Source organism: Dyadobacter diqingensis (genome assembly GCF_024220585.1).
In the GTDB taxonomy this organism is placed as follows: Bacteria; Bacteroidota; Bacteroidia; order Cytophagales; family Spirosomataceae; genus Dyadobacter; species Dyadobacter diqingensis.
Window position 1 is genome coordinate 105397 of sequence record NZ_JAMXKF010000003.1, and the last position, 19907, is coordinate 125303.

At 43.8% G+C, this 19907-nt stretch carries 16 protein-coding genes; 10 read left to right on the forward strand and 6 right to left on the reverse strand.

Annotated elements, in window-relative coordinates:
- Nucleotides 1-55 precede the first annotated feature (55 nt).
- Nucleotides 56-1141, forward strand: coding sequence for a DNA replication/repair protein RecF (gene recF, locus M1L62_RS09580; protein WP_254412819.1), 1086 nt, complete (start codon nucleotides 56-58; stop codon nucleotides 1139-1141).
- Between the two features lie 179 nt (nucleotides 1142-1320).
- On the opposite strand, the gene M1L62_RS09585 is transcribed toward recF, so the two are convergent.
- Nucleotides 1321-2388 carry a mannose-1-phosphate guanylyltransferase gene (locus M1L62_RS09585; RefSeq protein WP_254412820.1) on the reverse strand — a complete coding sequence of 356 codons (1068 nt, stop codon included), beginning with the start codon at nucleotides 2386-2388 and terminating at the stop codon, nucleotides 1321-1323.
- Nucleotides 2389-2747: 359 nt separating this feature from the next.
- Here M1L62_RS09585 and M1L62_RS09590 point away from each other — a divergent pair, with 359 nt between their 5' ends.
- The gene (locus tag M1L62_RS09590) at nucleotides 2748-5804 is read left to right on the forward strand and encodes a TonB-dependent receptor (RefSeq protein WP_254412821.1); all 3057 of its coding nucleotides are present in this window, start codon (nucleotides 2748-2750) and stop codon (nucleotides 5802-5804) included.
- Between the two features lie 100 nt (nucleotides 5805-5904).
- Here the strand turns inward: M1L62_RS09590 and upp are convergent, their stop codons facing one another.
- Entirely contained in the window at nucleotides 5905-6546 is a 642-nt protein-coding gene (upp, locus tag M1L62_RS09595; RefSeq protein ID WP_254412822.1) for a uracil phosphoribosyltransferase, read from the reverse strand.
- A gap of 125 nt (nucleotides 6547-6671) precedes the next feature.
- Here upp and M1L62_RS09600 point away from each other — a divergent pair, with 125 nt between their 5' ends.
- The 5 genes from M1L62_RS09600 (at nucleotide 6672) to M1L62_RS09620 (ending at nucleotide 14257) form a co-directional block, all read left to right on the forward strand.
- Complete coding sequence (locus M1L62_RS09600) at nucleotides 6672-8441, forward strand: capsule assembly Wzi family protein (protein WP_254412823.1); 1770 nt, start codon at nucleotides 6672-6674, stop codon at nucleotides 8439-8441.
- Between the two features lie 84 nt (nucleotides 8442-8525).
- Nucleotides 8526-9389 carry a carboxylating nicotinate-nucleotide diphosphorylase gene (gene nadC / locus M1L62_RS09605; protein WP_254412824.1) on the forward strand — a complete coding sequence of 288 codons (864 nt, stop codon included), beginning with the start codon at nucleotides 8526-8528 and terminating at the stop codon, nucleotides 9387-9389.
- 24 nt (nucleotides 9390-9413) lie between these two features.
- Nucleotides 9414-11543 (forward strand): ComEA family DNA-binding protein, encoded by a 2130-nt coding sequence (locus M1L62_RS09610; RefSeq protein ID WP_254412825.1) that lies wholly within the window; start codon nucleotides 9414-9416, stop codon nucleotides 11541-11543.
- Nucleotides 11544-11656: 113 nt separating this feature from the next.
- On the forward strand, nucleotides 11657-13810 hold the full coding sequence (gene recQ / locus M1L62_RS09615; RefSeq protein ID WP_254412826.1) for a DNA helicase RecQ: 2154 nt from the start codon (nucleotides 11657-11659) through the stop codon (nucleotides 13808-13810).
- A gap of 90 nt (nucleotides 13811-13900) precedes the next feature.
- A complete protein-coding gene (locus M1L62_RS09620; RefSeq protein ID WP_254412827.1) occupies nucleotides 13901-14257 on the forward strand; it encodes a type II toxin-antitoxin system antitoxin SocA domain-containing protein in 357 nt (118 codons plus the stop codon).
- Nucleotides 14258-14689: 432 nt separating this feature from the next.
- Here M1L62_RS09620 and M1L62_RS09625 read toward each other — a convergent pair whose 3' ends face one another.
- The 4 genes from M1L62_RS09625 to kdsA form a co-directional block, all read right to left on the reverse strand.
- Nucleotides 14690-15217 (reverse strand): DNA-3-methyladenine glycosylase I, encoded by a 528-nt coding sequence (locus M1L62_RS09625; protein ID WP_254412828.1) that lies wholly within the window; start codon nucleotides 15215-15217, stop codon nucleotides 14690-14692.
- 6 nt (nucleotides 15218-15223) lie between these two features.
- Nucleotides 15224-15688, reverse strand: a complete 465-nt coding sequence (locus M1L62_RS09630; protein ID WP_254412829.1) for a GyrI-like domain-containing protein — start codon at nucleotides 15686-15688, stop codon at nucleotides 15224-15226.
- Nucleotides 15689-15791: 103 nt separating this feature from the next.
- On the reverse strand, nucleotides 15792-16502 hold the full coding sequence (locus M1L62_RS09635) for a phosphatase PAP2 family protein (protein ID WP_254412830.1): 711 nt from the start codon (nucleotides 16500-16502) through the stop codon (nucleotides 15792-15794).
- Between the two features lie 62 nt (nucleotides 16503-16564).
- Complete coding sequence (kdsA, locus tag M1L62_RS09640) at nucleotides 16565-17377, reverse strand: 3-deoxy-8-phosphooctulonate synthase (RefSeq protein WP_254412831.1); 813 nt, start codon at nucleotides 17375-17377, stop codon at nucleotides 16565-16567.
- A 229-nt stretch (nucleotides 17378-17606) separates the two neighbouring features.
- Between kdsA and M1L62_RS09645 the strand changes: the two genes are divergently transcribed.
- Genes M1L62_RS09645 through rnc form a run of 3 tightly spaced genes read left to right on the forward strand, consistent with a single transcriptional unit; the run spans nucleotide 17607 to nucleotide 19902 of the window.
- Nucleotides 17607-17843, forward strand: coding sequence for an acyl carrier protein (locus M1L62_RS09645; RefSeq protein ID WP_015813362.1), 237 nt, complete (start codon nucleotides 17607-17609; stop codon nucleotides 17841-17843).
- Between the two features lie 44 nt (nucleotides 17844-17887).
- The gene (gene fabF, locus M1L62_RS09650) at nucleotides 17888-19141 is read left to right on the forward strand and encodes a beta-ketoacyl-ACP synthase II (protein ID WP_254412832.1); all 1254 of its coding nucleotides are present in this window, start codon (nucleotides 17888-17890) and stop codon (nucleotides 19139-19141) included.
- A 14-nt stretch (nucleotides 19142-19155) separates the two neighbouring features.
- Entirely contained in the window at nucleotides 19156-19902 is a 747-nt protein-coding gene (gene rnc / locus M1L62_RS09655; protein ID WP_090337817.1) for a ribonuclease III, read from the forward strand.
- Nucleotides 19903-19907: the final 5 nt, after the last annotated feature.

The window sequence follows — 19907 nt, forward strand, 5'->3', positions numbered from 1 at the left end:
GTAACGACGCAAATGATTTGCGAAAATAAGCATAAACTATATAACAAAGAAGTTCATGTGGTTAGAAAAGCTCCATCTTACGTACTTTAAGAGCTATGAAGAGAGAGGTTTTACGTTTGGAGAGCGTGTAAATTGCCTTGTCGGAGAAAACGGAAGTGGTAAAACAAACCTTTTAGACGCTATTTACTTCCTGACACTTACGAAAAGTGCCTTTCATAACCAGGATGCACTGGGTATCCGTCATACCCAGGATTTTTTTTTGCTGGACGGGATTTTTCATGATTCTGATAAAAATATTCAGATCACATGCAGTTTTCAGCGTGGTCAGCGGAAGGTTTTTATGGCTGACAAAAAAAATTACGACAGATTAAGTGATCATATCGGACTTTTCCCGTTGGTACTGATCGCGCCAAATGATACGGATCTGATCCGTGACGGGAGCGAGGAGCGAAGAAGATTCTTCGATGGCGTGCTGGCGCAGGCAACCCCTGAATATCTGACGGATTTTTTACAATACAACAAAATCCTGACCCAGCGGAACGGATTGTTAAAACTTTTTGCCGAACGGAATTACCTGGATGAAGACCTGCTGGATACTTATAATGAACCGTTAATTGTGCTGGCAATCCGGATTTATCAGCATCGACGTACTTTTATGGACCGTTTTTTGCCCTTGTTCAGGAAATACTATGCTTTTTTGAGCAGCGGAAAAGAGCAGGTGGATGTATCTTATGAAAGTGAAGTGGCTTCGGAAGATTTTGCTGCGGAATTCAGAAAAAACCGATCACGCGACCTGCATGCGCAACGCACCGGAAAGGGTGTGCATAAGGATGAATATGTTTTCGAAATTGACGGGATAACACTGAAAAAATTCGGCTCTCAGGGACAACAGAAATCGTTCGTCATCGCACTAAAACTTGCCCAGTTTGAACTTTTAAAAATTGAAAAGGAAAAAACACCCATTCTCTTGCTGGATGATATTTTCGATAAACTAGATGACCGGAGAATTAACAAACTGATCGAGTTAATCGACGATGGATTTCTTGGACAAGTTTTCATCACCGATGCCCGCCCCGAACGCTCACAAAAAATTCTGGAAAATGTAAAGGCAGATGTGCGCTTTTTTGAAATTCAGCGATGAGTTTTTAAACGCAGAGGTAAGGGGTGTTTTGCGCTGAGTTTTGGGAGTTTTTTTGGCTTTTGCAATAAAATATAAAAGAGTTGAGCGCCAATTCCGGTTTATCAAAATAAACAGCGAAACTCTGCGCTCAACTCTTTTACGCTGTGTTTAATTAAAACATAAGCAGCGAAACTCCGCGTTTAAACATATTTTGCGTGCAGCTCTTTTGCCTGGGCTACGAATTCCTTTACTTTTTGTTCTTCGTCTTTTTTGCAGATTAATAATACGCCGTCGTATTCTGCTACGATAAATCCTTCGAGGCCGTTTATTACCACGAGCTTCTCCTGAGGGGTTTTAATGATACAGTCGGTGGTGTTATGCAGAATAAGATTTCCCTCGGTAACATTTTGAAATTCGTCTTTTTTCGAAACTTCATAAAGCGATTTCCACGTGCCCAAGTCTGACCAGCCGAAGCTGCTCAACACCACATGGACATTATCAGCCTTTTCCATAATGCCGTTATCGATCGAAATGCTGCGGCATTGCGAGTAGGCGACCTGAATAAAGGAGTCTTCCGATTCTTCGTAATAATGCGTTTCTCCACTTTCAAAAATCTCTGCGATATTGGGCTGGAATTCACGGAGTGCACGTTTGAAAGCACGGATATTCCAGACAAAAATCCCGGCATTCCAGACAAAGTCGCCGCTGTCAAGAAACTGTTCTGCCAGTTCGAGATGAGGTTTCTCAGTAAATGACTTAACTTTTTTTACCGTCAGTTTGTCAGGAATATACTGGATATAACCATATCCGGTATCCGGCCGTGTCGGCTGAATACCAAGCGTTACCAGGATATCTTCATTTCTTGTTGCTCCGAGTGCAATCCGGATCGTGTCCTTAAAAACTTCCTCTTTTAAAATAATATGGTCAGCAGGAGCAACCACAATATTTGCGTCCGGATCCCGCGACGCGATTTTGTAGCAGGCGTAAGCGATACAGGGCGCGGTATTTCGGCGGTGCGGTTCCAGTAGGATCTGATCGTCGGATAAAGCCGGGACTTGTTCCTTGATGATATCCTTGTATTCCAGACTGCTTACGATATATATATTTTCGGTAGGGCAAACGCCATCAAAACGATCAACGGTCTGTTGAAGCAAAGTTCTGCCGGTGCCCAGTACATCATGAAATTGCTTTGGAAAATCAGTACGGCTAAAAGGCCAGAAACGTGTTCCAACTCCTCCTGCCATGATGATAACATATGTATTCTGCATTGTAGAAGTGTAAAGTTAATATAGTATGCAATGAGCGGTAAAGCTAAGAATAAAGAATTGATGTTACCAACCGTAAGGTTATTATATCACCCCGCAAAACTGTCAGACTTTCAATATGCTCTTTCCTACTTTCAGTAGGAAACTATTGTGCCAGCTGTTTTCGGGGATAGAATCGCCGGTAATAGCTACGTCGTGTCTTAAATGACGTTTTCTTCCATAAATAACCTGACAAAGTTCCTGTAATAAACAAATCAGAAATTTTTTATAAAATATAAAGAATAAATAGAATAAAAGTATTGTATTGCGTTTTATTAGTATAACTTGCTATAACAACGAACTATTAACTTTTGTAAAGAATTATGCACTCATTATCTACCAAAAAATCATCATGGATGGTCATGATGTGGCTGCTTTGCTATACACAGGTTTTTTCCCAAACCACCATTGGCGGGAAAATAGTGGAAGCATCGACGAACAACCCATTGATAGGCGTAAGTATTCAGGTTAAGGGAAAAGTGATTGGCACGATAACCGATGCCAATGGCGCTTTTAGCCTGGTCACAACGTCGGTTCCGCCCTTTACGCTGGTCATTTCTTCCGTTGGTTTTGAAACACAGGAAGTAGACATTACCGGAGGTTTATCCAATGTTGATGTAAAATTAAAAGAACAGGCAGTTCTCGGAAAAGAACTCGTCGTATCGGCCTCACGTGTTGAGGAGAGCGTTATGAAATCGCCTGTATCCATTGAAAAAATCGATATACGGACGATCCGGGAAACTCCCCAGTCATCGTTTTATGATGCCCTGCAAAATTTGAAGGGCATTGAAATGAGTACACAGTCGCTGACCTTTAAATCAGTAAGTACGCGGGGATTTGGTGCCAACGGAAATACCCGTGTTGTTCAGCTGATTGACGGTATGGACAACCAGGCTCCCGGACTTAATTTCGCCGTGGGTAATGTGGCGGGGATACCGGAGCTGGATGTCGAAAGCGTTGAGGTGCTTCCCGGAGCGGCTACCGCGCTCTACGGACCGAATGCGATCAACGGGATTATTCTCATGAACAGCAAATCTCCTTTTACTTTCCAGGGGTTGAGTGCTTATGGAAAAACGGGGATTATGAGTGCTTCCAACCGGACAAAAGAAAATACACCATTTTATGACTTCGGGATTCGTTATGCCAAGGCTTTCAACAATCGGCTGGCTTTCAAGGTTAACGCTTCTTATCTGACTGCAAAAGACTGGCAGGCAACGGATTATCGTGATCAGAGTCTGATTAATGGCACAACCTTAGAAAACAATAACGGTAACGTCCTTAAAAATCCAAAATATGATGGTGTCAACTGGTATGGTGATGGCGAAGTCGGTGCAGATTTTGGAGCTGGCGTTTATTCAACATTGTATGGAAATGGAATGCCGGGAAATGGCTCAAATGGAACCTCCGCAGTAATTGGATCTATTTTCTCGACGCCGATTCCGCAGGCCGGTGGCGCAACACTACCGCAACTATTGGGCGGACAGACGCCGGCACAGCAAATAGCTATATCTCAGTCGATTTTTAATCAGATTATCCCGAAATCCTATTATGTGGGTGCTCCCGGATATGCTGAAAATCAACTGACTAATTATCCTGCCAAAAGCTTAAAGTTAAATGCTTCGCTGCATTACCGTATCAACGACAATGTTGAGGCAATTCTTCAGGCAAACTGGGGGAAAGGCTCGGCCGTTTATACTGCCGCTGACCGGTACAATATTCAAAATTTTACGATCGGACAATATAAAGCAGAGCTTCGGGGAAGTAATTTCTTTGTGAGGCTTTACACTACCCGTGAAAACTCGGGCGATGCGCACGCATTAGGCGTATTGGGGAGTCTGATGGGGAAAGGTTATCTTGAATCTGTTGCAGGCACTTTGCCGGGTGCTCTGCCGGGATATGTTCAAACGGCTGTTACTACTTATGCAGGTGCGCTTTTACAGGCTTACACCGCTGGGCTTCAGTCAGGTTTGTCGCAGGCTGAGGCCATGCAGGCTGCCTATTCTTTGGCGAATAACTATGCTACCGCAAATAACAAAACATGGCTGGGAAATGCGCTGGCTCCGGGTATTGCTGACGCGAACGGGAAATTTTTACCGGGCGGTACGCAGTTTGAATCCACCATGGCAGACCTCAAAACCAAGCCTATTCCAAACGGAGCCAAGTTTTTGGATAAGTCGAATTTATATCATGGCGAGTTCATGTATAATTTCAACAAGCTGATCAATCCGAAACTGGTAGAGCTGATCGCAGGAGCAAACTACCGTGTTTATGACCTGAATTCGGAAGGTACCTTATTTGAAACGCAGGATGGCACGCCGACGGGAGAAGAATTTAATATACGGGAATACGGTGCTTATGCGCAGGCTTCCAAAACATTCAAGGATGTTTTTAAACTGACAGCATCGGTTCGTTATGATAAGAATGAAAATTTTAAGGGACAGTTTAGTCCGAGGATTTCGGGTGTTTATACAGTCGCTAAGGAGCATAATTTCCGGGCATCTTTTCAGCGAGGATTCAGGATCCCGACTACTCAAAACCAGTATATCAATCTGTTGACACCCAGTGTTCGTTTGATAGGTGGTCTGCCTTTGTTCCGTCAAAAATATAATATGGAAACAAACGCGGTGTATGAACAAACGGCGATCACACAGCAATCGTTAACGGATGGAAGCTTAAAACCCTATAAATTCCGTGAATGGCAGCCAGAACGTGTTGAGACTTACGAAGTGGGTTATAAGGGCGTTGTGGCAAACAAGTTATACATCGATGCATTTTACTATTACAACAGGTTTATCACTTTTGATGGTATCACGGTGCTTTTGCAAAAGAAAGATCCGAATGGTCCGATCACCGATTTGCTGGACGCTTCAAAACGAAATACATACAGTATGCCTGTCAATGCGACACAGACGGTAAAAAATTCGGGATGGGGTGTTGGCCTGGATTATGTCATAGGAAGAGGTTATACGCTGAGCGGAAACGTTACCCAGAATATTCTGCTTAATGCGGCTAAGATGGAGCGGGAAAATCCATCGTTTGTTACATTCTTTAATTCTCCGAAATACCGCTATAATTTTGGTTTTGCAAACCGGGATATCAACAGAAGCGGCTGGGGATTTGGCGTTACATTCCGTCACCAGACAAGCATGGTGTGGCAGGCCACTGTGGCGAGTATTGCAGCAAATATTCAGCGTAAAACCGTTATTCCTGCTTATTCAACACTGGATGCGCAAATCAGTCGGAAAGTTTCTTCAATTAAATCGATCATCAAGGTTGGCGGAACAAACCTGACCGGGAAACTTTATACAACAGGCTGGGCAAATCCATCCGTGGGAGCGATGTATTATGTATCGATAACTTTCGATCAGCTGTTGAATTGATTGCAGTCGGCAGTCAGCTATCGGCACTCGGCGAAGGGTGTCGATAGCTGACTATTTATTTAAATCCGGCATTCTGAAAGCCGATAGCCGAAGTAAATTTTTATTTTGATCCGTAGGCAAGATCTCCCGCATCGCCCAAACCCGGGACGATATAATATTGTTCGTTTAGACGTTCATCCAAAGCACCAACCCATAACCTGCATTGCGGAACTCTTTTTTGCAGAAAATCAACGCCTTCCGGACTGGCAATGACGGAGGCAATATGCGTTTGTGCCGGTATGCCGAAGCGCAAAAGGGCATGGTAAACTTTTTCAAGAGAGCGTCCCGTGGCCAGCATCGGATCGATCAGGATTAAGGTTTTTCCGCTAAGGTCAGGACTGGTTATGTAATCCATTTCCACTTCAAATTCATCGTCTTTGAGATTGTGGCCGCGATATGCACCTACAAACGCGTTATCGGCCTGATCAAATATGTTCAGAAACCCCTGATGCAGCGGAAGACCCGCACGCAGGATTGTCGCCAGAACGACTGGCTGTAACAGCGACCTTGAAGGAGCCTTTCCGAGGGGAGTTTCTACCGATTCTGTTCGATAAGTCAGCGATTTTGAAATTTCGTAAGCAAGCACTTCTCCCACGCGCTCAATGTTGCGGCGGAATCTCATACGATCTTTCTGACCGTTGATATCACGTAACTCAGCGATGAAATGATCAACAATGGAAGGTTTCTGGGACAGTAAAAACATAACTTTGATCTTATTTTAACCTATTCGATAGAAGATATTACAATTTGATTGACGAAATTTGAAACTTTCGATAACATAGCCTGGTATTAATACCATTATAATCTGCATAATAGAATCTATTATCTATGAATCAACGCTTCGACAAGTTCTTAATATATGTTTGTTTTATACTAATTACTTCATCATATGCACAAGCCCAAAGCGCTTTTGTTCCGATAAACGACGATTATTATCATCTGATCGACCGGTTAGAAATTAAACGCGGAAAGTTCTCCGAAGGATTTCATTCAAATGTAAAACCATTTGAGAGAAAGGCAATCGTTGCACTGACGGATTCTATATTAAAAGAAGGAAATGTTTCGCTAACGGACCGCGATTGGCAGACAATTGACTATTTGCGGGAAGACAGCTGGGAATGGACCAAAGGTTTTGCAGCAACCGACTCCGCCAGATATGCAAGATTGTCGAGACTGGATCCGGGTAATAAATTTGGCTTGTTTAAAGGCAGAAAACGTAACGGACAACGGAAGTTCTGGCAGCACGCCGCTGATTTTTACAGTTTCCATGACAAGGATTTTGACCTGCACTTAAACTTCACCACCAATGATTTCATCGGAAAAGATAACAATATAAGTTCTCCGTTGTGGCTGACTGGCCGTGGTATTGAAATCCGGGGTATGATTAATGAAAAACTCGGGTTTTATACTTTTGTGTCTGACAATCAGGGTGTTTTTCCAAAATATGTGACAGACTACGCAGGTAGATATAACTTTCCGGGCGAGGGGCTTGCCAAAAAGATACAAAATGACAAGGGGGTGGATTTTCTTTCTGCGAGGGGATATATCACTTTCCGTCCGTTGAAAAGTATAAACGTAAAATTTGGTCACGATGTCAATGTGTTTGGGAGTGGATACCGTTCATTATTGTTGTCGGATAACAGCAGTCCCTATTTATTCCTGAGAATTGACACCCAGCTTGGTCGTTTTAAGTATACCAACTTGTGGACGAGCATGGTTAATGAGCAACAGAGCAAAGATCTTTTGCGATCGAAAAAATTCTCAGCCATTCACCATTTAAGTATCAATCTTACAGACCGCATTAACATCGGTGTTTTTGAAGCAGAAGTTTTCAGTCGGGATTCCACCAGCGGCGGTTATGATCTTAATTATCTTAACCCTATTATTTTTTACCGTTACGTCGAGTCGTATATCGGAAGCCAGGACAATGCCTTGTTAGGATTTGATTTTAAATGGCTTGTAGGTAAAAAGGGATCAATTTACAGCCAGTTCGTTCTGGATGAATTTTTGACAAAACACATGTTTAACGGTGACGGCTCCTGGACCAACAAATACAGTTTCCAGCTTGGTGGAAAATATGTGGATGCTTTCGGAGTTCCTAACCTGGATTTGCAGCTGGAAACCAATATCGTGAGGCCTTATACCTACGCACATAAGGATGGGGGACGAAATTATGTACATTACAATCAGGCACTTGCGCATCCGCTAGGGGCCAATTTTAAAGAATACATCGGAATTTTGAGATATAAGGTCACACCGCGGTTATCGATTTATGGTACACAAACCTTTGCGAAACAAGGGCTTGATCCAACCGGCGCCTGGACGAATTACGGAAGCAACATTCTTCTGGACTATGATACCCGCACAGGGGTAGATCCAAAAGATAACGATTACGGACATAAGATCGGGCAGGGGATCGTCGCAAAAACCTCATTTACGGACCTGCGCCTGACCTATTCACTGGCTCATAATTTGTTTCTGGATGCGCGATATTTACACCGTAATACCAAATCTGTTGACGTGAAAGTGGCTCAAAAAACCGACGTTTTCTCATTCGCTATCCGTTACAACATGGCTTACAGAAATCAGACTTTCTGATGATGTGACTTCATTATAAAAACTTCGTATTCATAAAGTAATCAGGAAAACAAGCAGTTTCTGATTGCCCATCATTCTAAAATTATGGAAACCAACCCACACGAACTACGCGATTTAATTCATTTGGCTTTGCTCGAAGATATTGGGGACGGAGATCATTCTTCGCTTTCAAGTGTACCGGCCAGTGCGATGAAAAAAGCCCGGTTGCTGGTAAAGCAGGAGGGAATTCTGGCTGGTGTTGAAGTGGCGCTTGTTATTCTGGAAGAAACGGCGGCGTTGTACAATCATCCCGCAGCCAAAGTCGAGGTGCTCATTCACGATGGTTCCCGGATCAAAGTAGGGGATATTGTACTGACGATCGAGGCAAGTGCACAGCTAATTTTGAAGGCTGAAAGACTGCTGCTGAACATTATGCAGCGTATGAGTGGAATCGCTACGTACGCGCGTGAAATGGTGGATATCATTGGAGAACTGCCTGTGAAATTGCTGGATACTCGTAAAACGACACCCAATTTCCGTCTGTTTGAAAAAATGGCAACGAAGATTGGTGGTGCAGTTAATCATAGAATGGGGCTTTATGACATGATTATGCTGAAAGATAATCATGTGGACTATGCCGGCGGGATTGAAGCGGCGATAACCAATGCGCGCGCTTACCTGAAAGAGAATGGTAAGAATTTGAAAATAGAAATAGAAACACGCAGTCTGGCAGAGGTTGATGAAGTGTTGCGGGTTGGGCAGGTGGATATTATCATGCTGGATAATTTTTCACTGGACAATATGCGTGAAGCAGTGAAACGTATTAACGGACGTTTCGAAACGGAGGCTTCGGGAAATATTACGGAGAAAACCTTACGCTCCGTAGCAGAAACCGGAGTGGATTTGATTTCCAGCGGCGCTTTGACACACCAGATACAAAGTCTGGATTTAAGCCTGAAAGCCTTTTGACTTTCCTAACATAATCCGTTGACGATGAATAGTAACGGGAAATCGGACGTGTTTGTTAACAACAAAGCAACATGTGCGATTTTTCGTTACTTTTTTTTACCACTTTTAGGCATATTTATTGGCTGTCAAAACCTGTTTGCTCAGGAACCGCCACATCAGGAAATTGACCTCAATCAGTTTATCCAGGATTTTATACCCATCGCTTCGGATGATAACAGCAATTCGGGTTTGTATGAGCTGTTATTTCAATTATACACCAACCCGCTTGACCTGAATGTAGCTACGGCTGATGAATTGACTGCGACCTTAATACTTTCTGACACGCAGATAAAATCTTTTATCGACTACCGAAAGAAACTGGGCCCATTTCTTTCACTTTATGAATTGCAGGCAATACCGGATTTTGATTTGATTACGATCAGAAGGTTATTGCCGTTTGTAATGGTACGCGCCATTATTTTGCCTCTAAAAGAATCTTTTCAAAACCCGGGCCAGCATTTTTTGCTGTTGCGATCCGGTCGGCTTTTGGAAGAACAGAAGGGATTTTCTTCTATTGATACAGCAAGTCGTTCAACTTCCCGTTACCAGGGAAAACCTTTTTATGGAAATCTTCGCTATCGGTATGCCCGCGCCGGTCAGTATAGTTTCGGGCTGACGATGGAAAATGATGCGGGCGAAAAATTAAGCTGGAAGCCAGGCCGACAGATTTTTGGAGCGGATTTCACCTCCTTTCATGCACAGATTATGAATAGAGGCAAGCTAAAAAATTTAATCATTGGCGATTATCAGATGCAGGCCGGACAGGGCCTGGTGATGGCTGGTGGCTTTTCACTTGGAAAAGGATCGGAGGTGATCAGGACAACGTATAGAAGTACCACGGGATTGAGACCGTTTACATCGGTGCTCGAAGCTGGTTTTTTTCGGGGTGTCGCAGCGACTTATTCAGTACGAAAACAGCTGGATGTCAGTTTGTTTTATTCCTATACCCGGCGCGACGGAAATCCGGAAAGCACCGGAGAGGTAGAGGATGAATTAAGGGTTTCATCGTTGCAGATTTCGGGTTATCACCGGACGCAGACTGAACGCGAAAATTATGGCGCTGTTGGTGAGCAAAATGTTGGTTTTCACGCATTGTACAAACTGTCATCCCAACGTGGACAGATCGGGATGACGATTTTAAGCACCGCTTACAGTGCCAGTTTACACAAGAAGGACGACCTGTATAACAAGTTTGAATTTCAGGGAAATCAGAATACGGTGATCGGGTTTCACGGAGATTATCGCTGGCAGAATATCCATTTCTTTGGCGAAGGTGCCAGGTCAAAAAGTGGCGGTTTGGGCGGAATCGGTGGTCTGATCGCAGGTTTGGGAAAAACAATCGATTTTACCCTGTTGTTAAGACACTATGACCGGAATTTTCATTCATTGTATGGAGGCGCCATAAGTGAAGCAACCCGACCGATCAATGAAACGGGTGTGTACTGGGGAGTGCGGTATGCGCCAAACCGGCGCTGGCAATTCAGCGGGTTTTACGACCGCTTTCATTTTCCCTGGTTGAAGTACCAGATTGATGCGCCGTCCGACGGTCATGATTATTTCCTGCATGCACTTTGGAAACCGAATAAAAAGCTGAACATGTATGCGATTTTTCATGAGAAACATAAAGCTCATAATGAGCCTGAGTCTCAATTTCCAATTCCACGGGTATTGGAAACAATCCGTCGTACGGTTATGATGAATTTTGAGTATGAAGTACCACTTCGTTTTTCGGTGAGGACGCGTCTTCAGGGCGGAAGTTTTCGGTATGAAGGCAAAGCAAAATCTTCCGGGATTACCATTGTTCAGGATATTTCTTACCGATTTTCAAAGCTTGAACTCAGTACCCGTATTGCTTTTTTTAAAACGGATGATTACGATAGCCGGCAGTATGTTTATGAAAAGGATATGCTTTACGCCTTTTCGCTTCCGGCGTATTATGACCAGGGCACAAGGCACTATGTAATGCTGCGTTATCCGCTTTCAAAAAAGATGAAGGTCTGGCTTCGGTGGTCGCAAACCCGTTATACGAAAATGGATACAATCAGTTCGGGGCTTAGTGAGATTCAGGGAAAAAAGCGTAGTGAATTAAAAGCGCAGGTCATCTATCAGTTTTGAATCGTTACTTTTGCGGATATTTTAGTTTTACAATAAATACATAGCGCATTTTGGATCAGGATTAATTTTTCGTTCCAAAACTGCAATGCATACCGTTTCGAACGCACTTCATCATGTCTATCAATAAAGAACAGGCTTTAAAACAGTACTTTGGTTACGATTCTTTTCGGCCGCAACAAGCGGAAATTATCGATACCGTCATGGCGGGTCATGATTGTCTCGTACTTATGCCAACCGGCGGAGGAAAATCCGTTTGTTTTCAAATTCCGGCAATACTTCGGGAAGGGTTAACTGTGGTTATTTCACCGCTGATTGCACTCATGAAAGATCAGGTGGAGGCACTTAGGGTGAATGGGATCAAGGCTGCATTTTTGAACTCGACACTTTCTGCCGTTGAGCAGGACCAGGTGATGTGGCAAGCCAAGGTTGGCGAATTAAAACTACTATACATAGCACCTGAACGACTTTTTTCAGGAAATACTTTCGAATATTTAAGGGAATGGAAAGTTTCGCTTTTTGCCATTGACGAGTCCCATTGTATTTCTTCGTGGGGTCATGATTTCCGACCGGAATACCGTCAGCTCAGTGCACTGAAAAAATATTTCCCTGATGTTCCGGTAATCGCTTTAACGGCTACGGCCGACCGCGTGACACGCCGGGATATTCTGAAACAAATCGGTATAGAAGAAGCTGAAACCTTCGTTGCCAGTTTTGACCGCCCGAATTTGAGTCTGAATGTACTTCCGGGAAGGAAGAGGATTCAGCAGATACAAAATTTTTTGACCAAACATAATGGACAAGCCGGTATTATTTACTGTCTGAGCCGGAAAGGGACCGAAACCGTTGCAGCAAGTTTGCAGAAAGCCGGATTTCGCGTTGAATATTATCATGCCGGATTGGCGGCGGATAAAAGATCACGCGTACAGGACCTGTTTTTGAGAGATGATATCCAGATTATTGTAGCTACGATTGCCTTTGGAATGGGTATTGACAAATCGAATGTGCGCTGGGTTATTCATTATAATTTGCCATCGAATGTCGAGAGTTTTTACCAGGAAATTGGTAGGGCAGGGCGTGATGGCTCGCCTTCTGATACGGTGCTGTTTTACAGTTATATGGATATCATCACCCGGCAGGAAATGATCACCAATTCGGATCAGTCGGCGGAACAGAAGGAACTGCTGAATGCCAAACTCGACCGGATGAAACAGTATGCCGAGGCAGATATTTGTCGTAGAAGAATTTTGCTGAGTTATTTTAACGAAGCCGTAGATCACGATTGCGGAAACTGTGATGTATGCCGGAATCCAAGGTCACGTTTTGATGCGACAGTCATAGCGCAGAAGGCGTTATCGGGTATCGCCCGGACAGACCAGAAAGTGGCGATGGGGATGCTTATCGATATTCTTCGTGGTAGCCGGAATAGAAATATTTTACAACATGGATACGACCGGCTTCCGACTTTCGGCGTGGGGCATGATTTGCGGGGTGAGGAATGGGCAGAATATATCAGTCAGCTGCTGAACTCCGGTGTGATGGATATTGCTTATGATGAAGCGCATTCATTTAAGCTGAATGCATTCAGCCGTCAGGTTTTGTATGAAAAAAGGAAGGTGGAGCTGGTAAGGTTTATACCGCTTGCTGAACGGAAGGCCAAAGAAGAGGCACAGCTTCCAAAGGAAAAACCCAAACAGGAAATTATCCGGGATGCATTGTTTGAGCGTTTGCGGACGCTTCGCAAGCAGATTGCTGATCGGATGGGCGTTCCGCCTTATGTGGTTTTTACAGATGCTACATTGTCGGAAATGGCGCAGAAAAGGCCGGTTTCGGAAGCCCAGATGAAGGCGATTTCAGGTATCGGTACGGAGCGTTACCGGAATTATGGCGATACTTTCATCAAGGAAATTGTAGCTTTTGCCAGAGAAAATACCAAACCGGGCACACGTATCGCGCAGGGCATGACCTACATCGAAACCTGGGAGTTGTTCAAGGCTGGTTATTCTCTAAAAGTAATTGCCGAAAAACGCGACCTTAACCCGGTCACGATTATTTCGCATCTGGTTAAATTGAAGGAAGACGGACACGAGATTAATCTGAAAGCATTAATTGATCCGAACATTTATAAAATCATCGTAACCGCTGCTCAGGAGCTGAGTATCCGGCGAGATGAACCATTAAAGCCGCTTTTTGAGCAGCTGAATGAAAAATATGATTACGGACAGATAAAACTGGCTCTGGCGGTTTGGGAAGAGGAGCGGGAGAAGTAGTACGAATGGAGGGTGCAAGCAACCGTAATTCCCTATCTCTCTGTATCTCGTGACGTTTTTTTGGACCTTTCGTCAGATGAACCTGTTTTAATGGTTAAATATATCGAAAGGGTTGTGGATGGGAATGGTAATTTTTTTATAAAACCGAAGGTAAAGTTTTCTGATGGTGAATTTTCTGATAATGAAATACGGCTGTTGGAAGATGTAACGAGGACATTTAAGGATTATTCAGCATCAGAATTAGTGCAGCTTACGCACCGCAAACATTCATTGTGGTATTTAACGGCCCTGGAACACGGCGTATTGGAATATTTGGAACAAGGCACCATGAATTCCTCGGAAATACCAATTGACTTTGCCAGACTATTGGAAGATGTGCCTGCTAAAAAAGCAATTTACAAGGATCAACGAGAATATCTTTTAAAAAATCAGGCTCTAAAAATGTAATGCGTGGATAGCGAAGGAGATATTTTGTATTTCGACCCGTTTTATTTTAAGAATGGGAATGCTTCAAAACCAAAATATTTTATTGTTTTAAAAGTCATGGAAGGAAAATCGTTGTTGGCGAGCTTACCTTCCAGCTTGGATTTTCGTCCCTCTGCAAGCCATCGTGAACACCGTTGCGTAGAAATTCCGGAAGCTTCCTTTAACTGTTATGTTTTTAAATGCGGGCAGATTATTACGGACAATAAGTGGGTCCTTTCCCCGAAATACCTATGTTTATGGGCAACAGATAGACGAATATGAGATTTCTGTTTTAAAAGATATTTATCCGGTCGAAGGCTTGGACTACAAAATTTAGGTATTCAGCCACTGTAAAACTAAAATTCAAAAGGTTATTGTCTTTGTAATTTTCGGTGTGATTTGCATTTACTCAGGCTACTTCAACCGCGAATAAACCGGGCACCCTTCATTATGCGCACCAGGCAAATACCCGGTGCTCATTAAAAATTCATTGACAATTTCTCCCCCGACAAACTTGAAGTTTTTCTTAAACAATTTCAGCCATTCGGTAATGGTTAACGGATGATGTGCATCGAGCCAGGCTTTGAAAGAGCCGTATTCTTTTTTCAGCTCAACGATTTTTTGCGCGTTAACGATGGCGGCGTTAATCTTTAACCGGTTTCGTATGATGTCAGGATTGAGCAATAACCTTTCACGATCTGTTTCGTCATACTGAGCGATTTTCTCGATGGAAAAATGACTGTAAGCGTTACGAAACCCCTGCTGTTTCCGGAGCATGAGCGTCCAGCTTAACCCGGCCTGGTTAATTTCAAGAATCAGCCTGCCAAACAACTCATCATCGTCGTCTATCGTGAAACCGTACTGGTGGTCGTGATAATGTTTGTGCAGTAAATAATCCGGAAGTTCGGACGGGTTGTTGTTTACGTAGTCGCAGTAAGACATAAAAAATTATTGCTCAGTGATCCCTATTTGAACTTCGGTGATATTGGCTTCCGGGTTTTCAAAATCCATATTCAGATAAATCTCGCGGTTTTGCCCACTCATTTTATGGCCTTCCGAAAGTATCGTCGGGATCAATGAGCCATAGGTTTCACCTAATTTATTCCAGTCGCCCAGATGCTGTTCTGTGGCACAGTTGAAGGTTTCCAGTTGTTTCAGTTTGAAATCGGCCGTATTCAGTGCTTGATCCTTAAAAGAGATCGGAAGTGCGATGGTTAAAGAAAAAACGGTCTCAGGATTTCCGTCCATGCCTTCATAAATCCAATAAACAGGGCCCGTTATTTCAAGCTCATTCTGCACGGCCACCTGATACATTTTATGGGCCACTACGCGGATGTACTGGAATATTTCTTTTAAAGTTGTTTGTGTTTCAAAACACAAAACCTGCATCGGATGTACTTTTTTTATTTTCATGGGACTACATTGTGGTAAATGATTTCCCAAAATAAACGGCCCGCAGTGACAACCCTATGTCAGTGTGATATCAGAAATCCGGATTTATTTTCTGATATCAAATTTACCGCTTTCTGATGTGACGAACTTTCTTTTTCAGCCAGGGATAGCTGATATAGACAATTTTTGTAGCCGCGATGCCAATGGCCGCACCCATCAGTACATCTGAAAGCCAGTGTTTGTTTTGAAGCACACGCATGCCGCCTACCGCCGTGGCCGTGGTGTATCCGCCTACGCTGTACCAGACGCTTCTATGCCCGTATTCTTCGTGCAGGATGGTCGCGTTGGCAAAGGCACTGCTGGCGTGTCCGGACGGGAATGAGCGGTTGTCTTCGCCATTTGGCCGCGGATATTTCGATAATAGTTTCAAACTCCCGGTTGCTCCCTGAGAGATGATATTTGAGAGAACTGCAAGAATCAGCTGATCTCCAAAAGAATGTTTTCCTTTAACACCCGAAGCTCCAAGACCCAAGCTGACAGCTCCCGGTAAATAGCGCAAATAGTCATCCGCGTGCGTATGAATGTTAGGTTGCTGGCCTACCAGATTCGCTTGTAAACGTCTGCTGATGGAGCCTTGTACAACAAATGCCGCAAGTGCAAGGGTAACAGGCGGAACCACCTCGATCGGGCGGACCTGCCAGAGTTTTTCCTCTTTTTTCCCTACCAGGGAATCGTGATAAACAGAATCAACTTCCTGCGCAGAAGCGTGAAATGAAAATAAAATCTGACAGATCAAGGTTACGGAAAAGATGTAACAAGTAAACTGTTTTTTCATAAAGAGGTTTGATAATCAGATTGCGGCATGACACCGCAATCTCAAATTTATAAAGGCTTCAATTACAAAATTGATTCTCGCACACGCACGAGTTTTTCAAGCAATCCTTCAAGCTGATCCAGCGGAAGCATATTGGCTCCGTCTGATTTTGCTTCGGCGGGGTTAAAGTGCGTTTCGATAAACAATCCGTCGGCGCCCACGGCAATTGCCGCTTTGGCTATGGTTTCAATCAATTTGGGTTTTCCGCCCGTCACACCCGATTCCTGGTTTGGCTGCTGCAATGAGTGGGTACAGTCCATAATAACCGGCACATCAAAAGCGCGCATCGCCGGGAGGTTGCGGTAATCAACAATCAGCTCTCCGTATCCAAAGCTGTTGCCGCGATCCGTGAGCAGAACCTGGCAATCAGGATTGGTCTCATTGATTTTTTCAACGGCAAATTTCATGGACGCACCCGACAGAAATTGTCCTTTCTTCACATTCACTGCTTTTCCAGTACGTGCTGCTGCGGCAATTAGTTCAGTTTGACGGCATAAAAATGCGGGGATCTGCAACACGTCCACATACTCGGCTGCGAAAGCGGCTTCATGCGATTCGTGGATATCGGTTACCGTCGGTATGCCAAAAGTATCACTTACCTCTTTTAAAATTTTCAGTGCTTTTTCGTCACCTATGCCGGTGAAAGAATCTACTTTGGTACGGTTTGCTTTGCGGTAAGAACCTTTGAAAATATAAGGAATTTTAAATTTGTCTGTCAGGGTCACAATGTGTTCTGCAATACGCAATGCCATGTCTCTTCCTTCAATAGCACAAGGGCCCGCCATGAGGAAAAACTGGGAAGAATCAGTGTTTTTTAATTTGGGAATTGACAGCATAAGACTAATAATCAAAGTTTAATAAAGTTCTGTAAAGGTACTGTTATCTGCAATCTTCTCTATGTGATTCGTTGTATTCGTGGAACTTATATGGTTAAGCATTTGATATTCTGTCCCTTTTATTTCCTAGGCTTTCTGTATACTATTATGGCTGGTATTAAAAAAATGTTGACAAAGTGAAGTAGAATATCTTTCTTTGTTGCGATTTTAACCAAAAAGTGTTTACAAAATGTCAGCAATTGCAGAAAGAGTTAAGCAAATTATCGTCGAAAAACTCGGCGTAGAAGAGTCGGAGGTAACGCCAGAAGCAAACTTCCAGAACGACTTGGGAGCGGACTCTCTAGATACCGTTGAGTTGATTATGGAATTTGAGAAAGAATTCAATCTTTCTATTCCTGATGATCAAGCCGAGAACATTGGTACAGTTGGTCAGGCTGTTGCATATCTGGAAGAAAACGTAAAATAGTTTTACGCTTTTCCAGTATCATCTTCTTTTTCTGTCCCTATTTTATGAGTTTTAAGCGAGTTGTAATTACCGGTATGGGCGCATTGACGCCTATTGGAAATGATGTTGCCACCTATTGGAAAAATTTAGTTGCAGGCGTCAGCGGTGCTGCGCCTATAACAAGGTTTGATGCCGAACGGTTTCGAACCCGATTTGCCTGTGAGGTAAAAGGGCTGGACATACATGATTACATTCCGCGTCAGGAAGCTCGTAAAATGGATCCATTTACCCAGTATGCCGTAATTGCAGCTGATGAGGCAATGAAGGACGCCGGCTTTGACGCAGATACACTTGATCTCGACAAAGCCGGTGTAATTTGGGGTTCTGGCATTGGTGGTCTGAAAACCTTTGAAGACGAAGTGTTGAACTTCTCTGACGGTGGAAGGAACCCGCGCTTTAATCCGTTCTTCATTCCTAAAATGATTGCCGATAGTGCGTCAGGAGTTCTCTCAATCCGCTACGGTTTTCGTGGGCCTACCTTCATTACAGTTTCCGCCTGTGCTTCCGCAACCAATGCTTTGATCGATGCATACAATTATATCCGTCTGGGTATGATGAACGTGTGTATTTCAGGCGGTTCAGAGGCTGCGGTGACCAATGCAGGTGTAGGTGGATTTAATGCCCTGAAAGCATTATCAGAAAGAAATGACTCTCCGGAAACGGCCTCACGTCCTTATGACAAGGATCGCGACGGATTTGTTCTGGGAGAAGGTGGTGCAGCTATTATTCTTGAAGAGTACGAGCATGCGAAGGCGCGCGGTGCTAAAATTTATGCGGAAATGATTGGTGGCGGAATGTCTTCCGACGCTTATCACATTACTGCTCCGCATCCGGATGGACGTGGCGCTTACATGGTAATGAAAAATACGCTTGAAAATGCAGGATTGCAGCCTGAGGATATCGACTACATCAATACCCACGGAACTTCTACTCCGATTGGTGATCCGCAGGAAATTAAAGCCATCGAGAAATTTTTCGGTGAACATGCATACAAGATGAATATCAGCTCCACCAAATCCATGACCGGACATTTGCTCGGTGGTGCGGGAGCAATTGAAGCAGCAGCTTGTATCATGGCAATTCAGGACCAGATTATTCCTCCGACAATCAACCACTTTACGGATGATCCGGAGATTAATCCAAGGCTGAACCTTACTTTCAATACAGCTCAAAAACGCAAGGTCGATATAGCCCTAAGTAACACTTTTGGTTTTGGCGGTCATAATGCTTCCGTCATTTTCAAAAAGTACGAGGGATAATTAACTTATTGATTTTGGCAAAACGAATTCTTTTACCGATCCTCGCCCTATTCAGAACCGGAAGTCCTGAGGATAAGAAATTTAAGGAATCTATTGCGCATGTAATTGGCGACCGCCCGTCTAATCTGGGCGTGTACCAATTGGCATTCCGCCATACCTCAGCGTCCCGTGAAACAGCTATCAAGGGTTTTCGTGAATCCAACGAAAGACTGGAATATCTGGGCGATGCTGTGTTGGGGATGGTCGTTGCTGAGTTTTTATTTACCAAGTATCCTTACAAAGACGAGGGATTCCTGACGGAGATCCGTTCCCGGATCGTAAACCGTGAATCCCTGAACCAAATTTCCCGCAAGCTGGGTCTGGACAGGCTTATTGAATACGATGGCAACCGCCGTGGTATGTCGCCCCGTTCATCCATGTATGGCGATGCGCTTGAAGCGTTTGTAGGAGCGATTTATCTGGATAAAGGATTTCGCTTTACCCGGAAATTTATCATCAGCAAGTTGCTGACACATTACGACCTGGACGATATCATCCAGAATAATATCAACTTCAAGAGCCTTATCATCGAATGGGCACAGCGTGAAGGAAAGGAAATCCGTTTCGAGATTTTGGAAGAACGCGGAACCCGCCATCACCGGGAATTTATTTCCCAGATACTTGTCAACGACGAGCCGTTTGCTGTTGGAAATGGATTTACAAAAAAGAAAGCCGAGCAATCTGCTTCTGAAAGGGCCTGTGAGCAGCTTGAACTGAAATAAGTCGG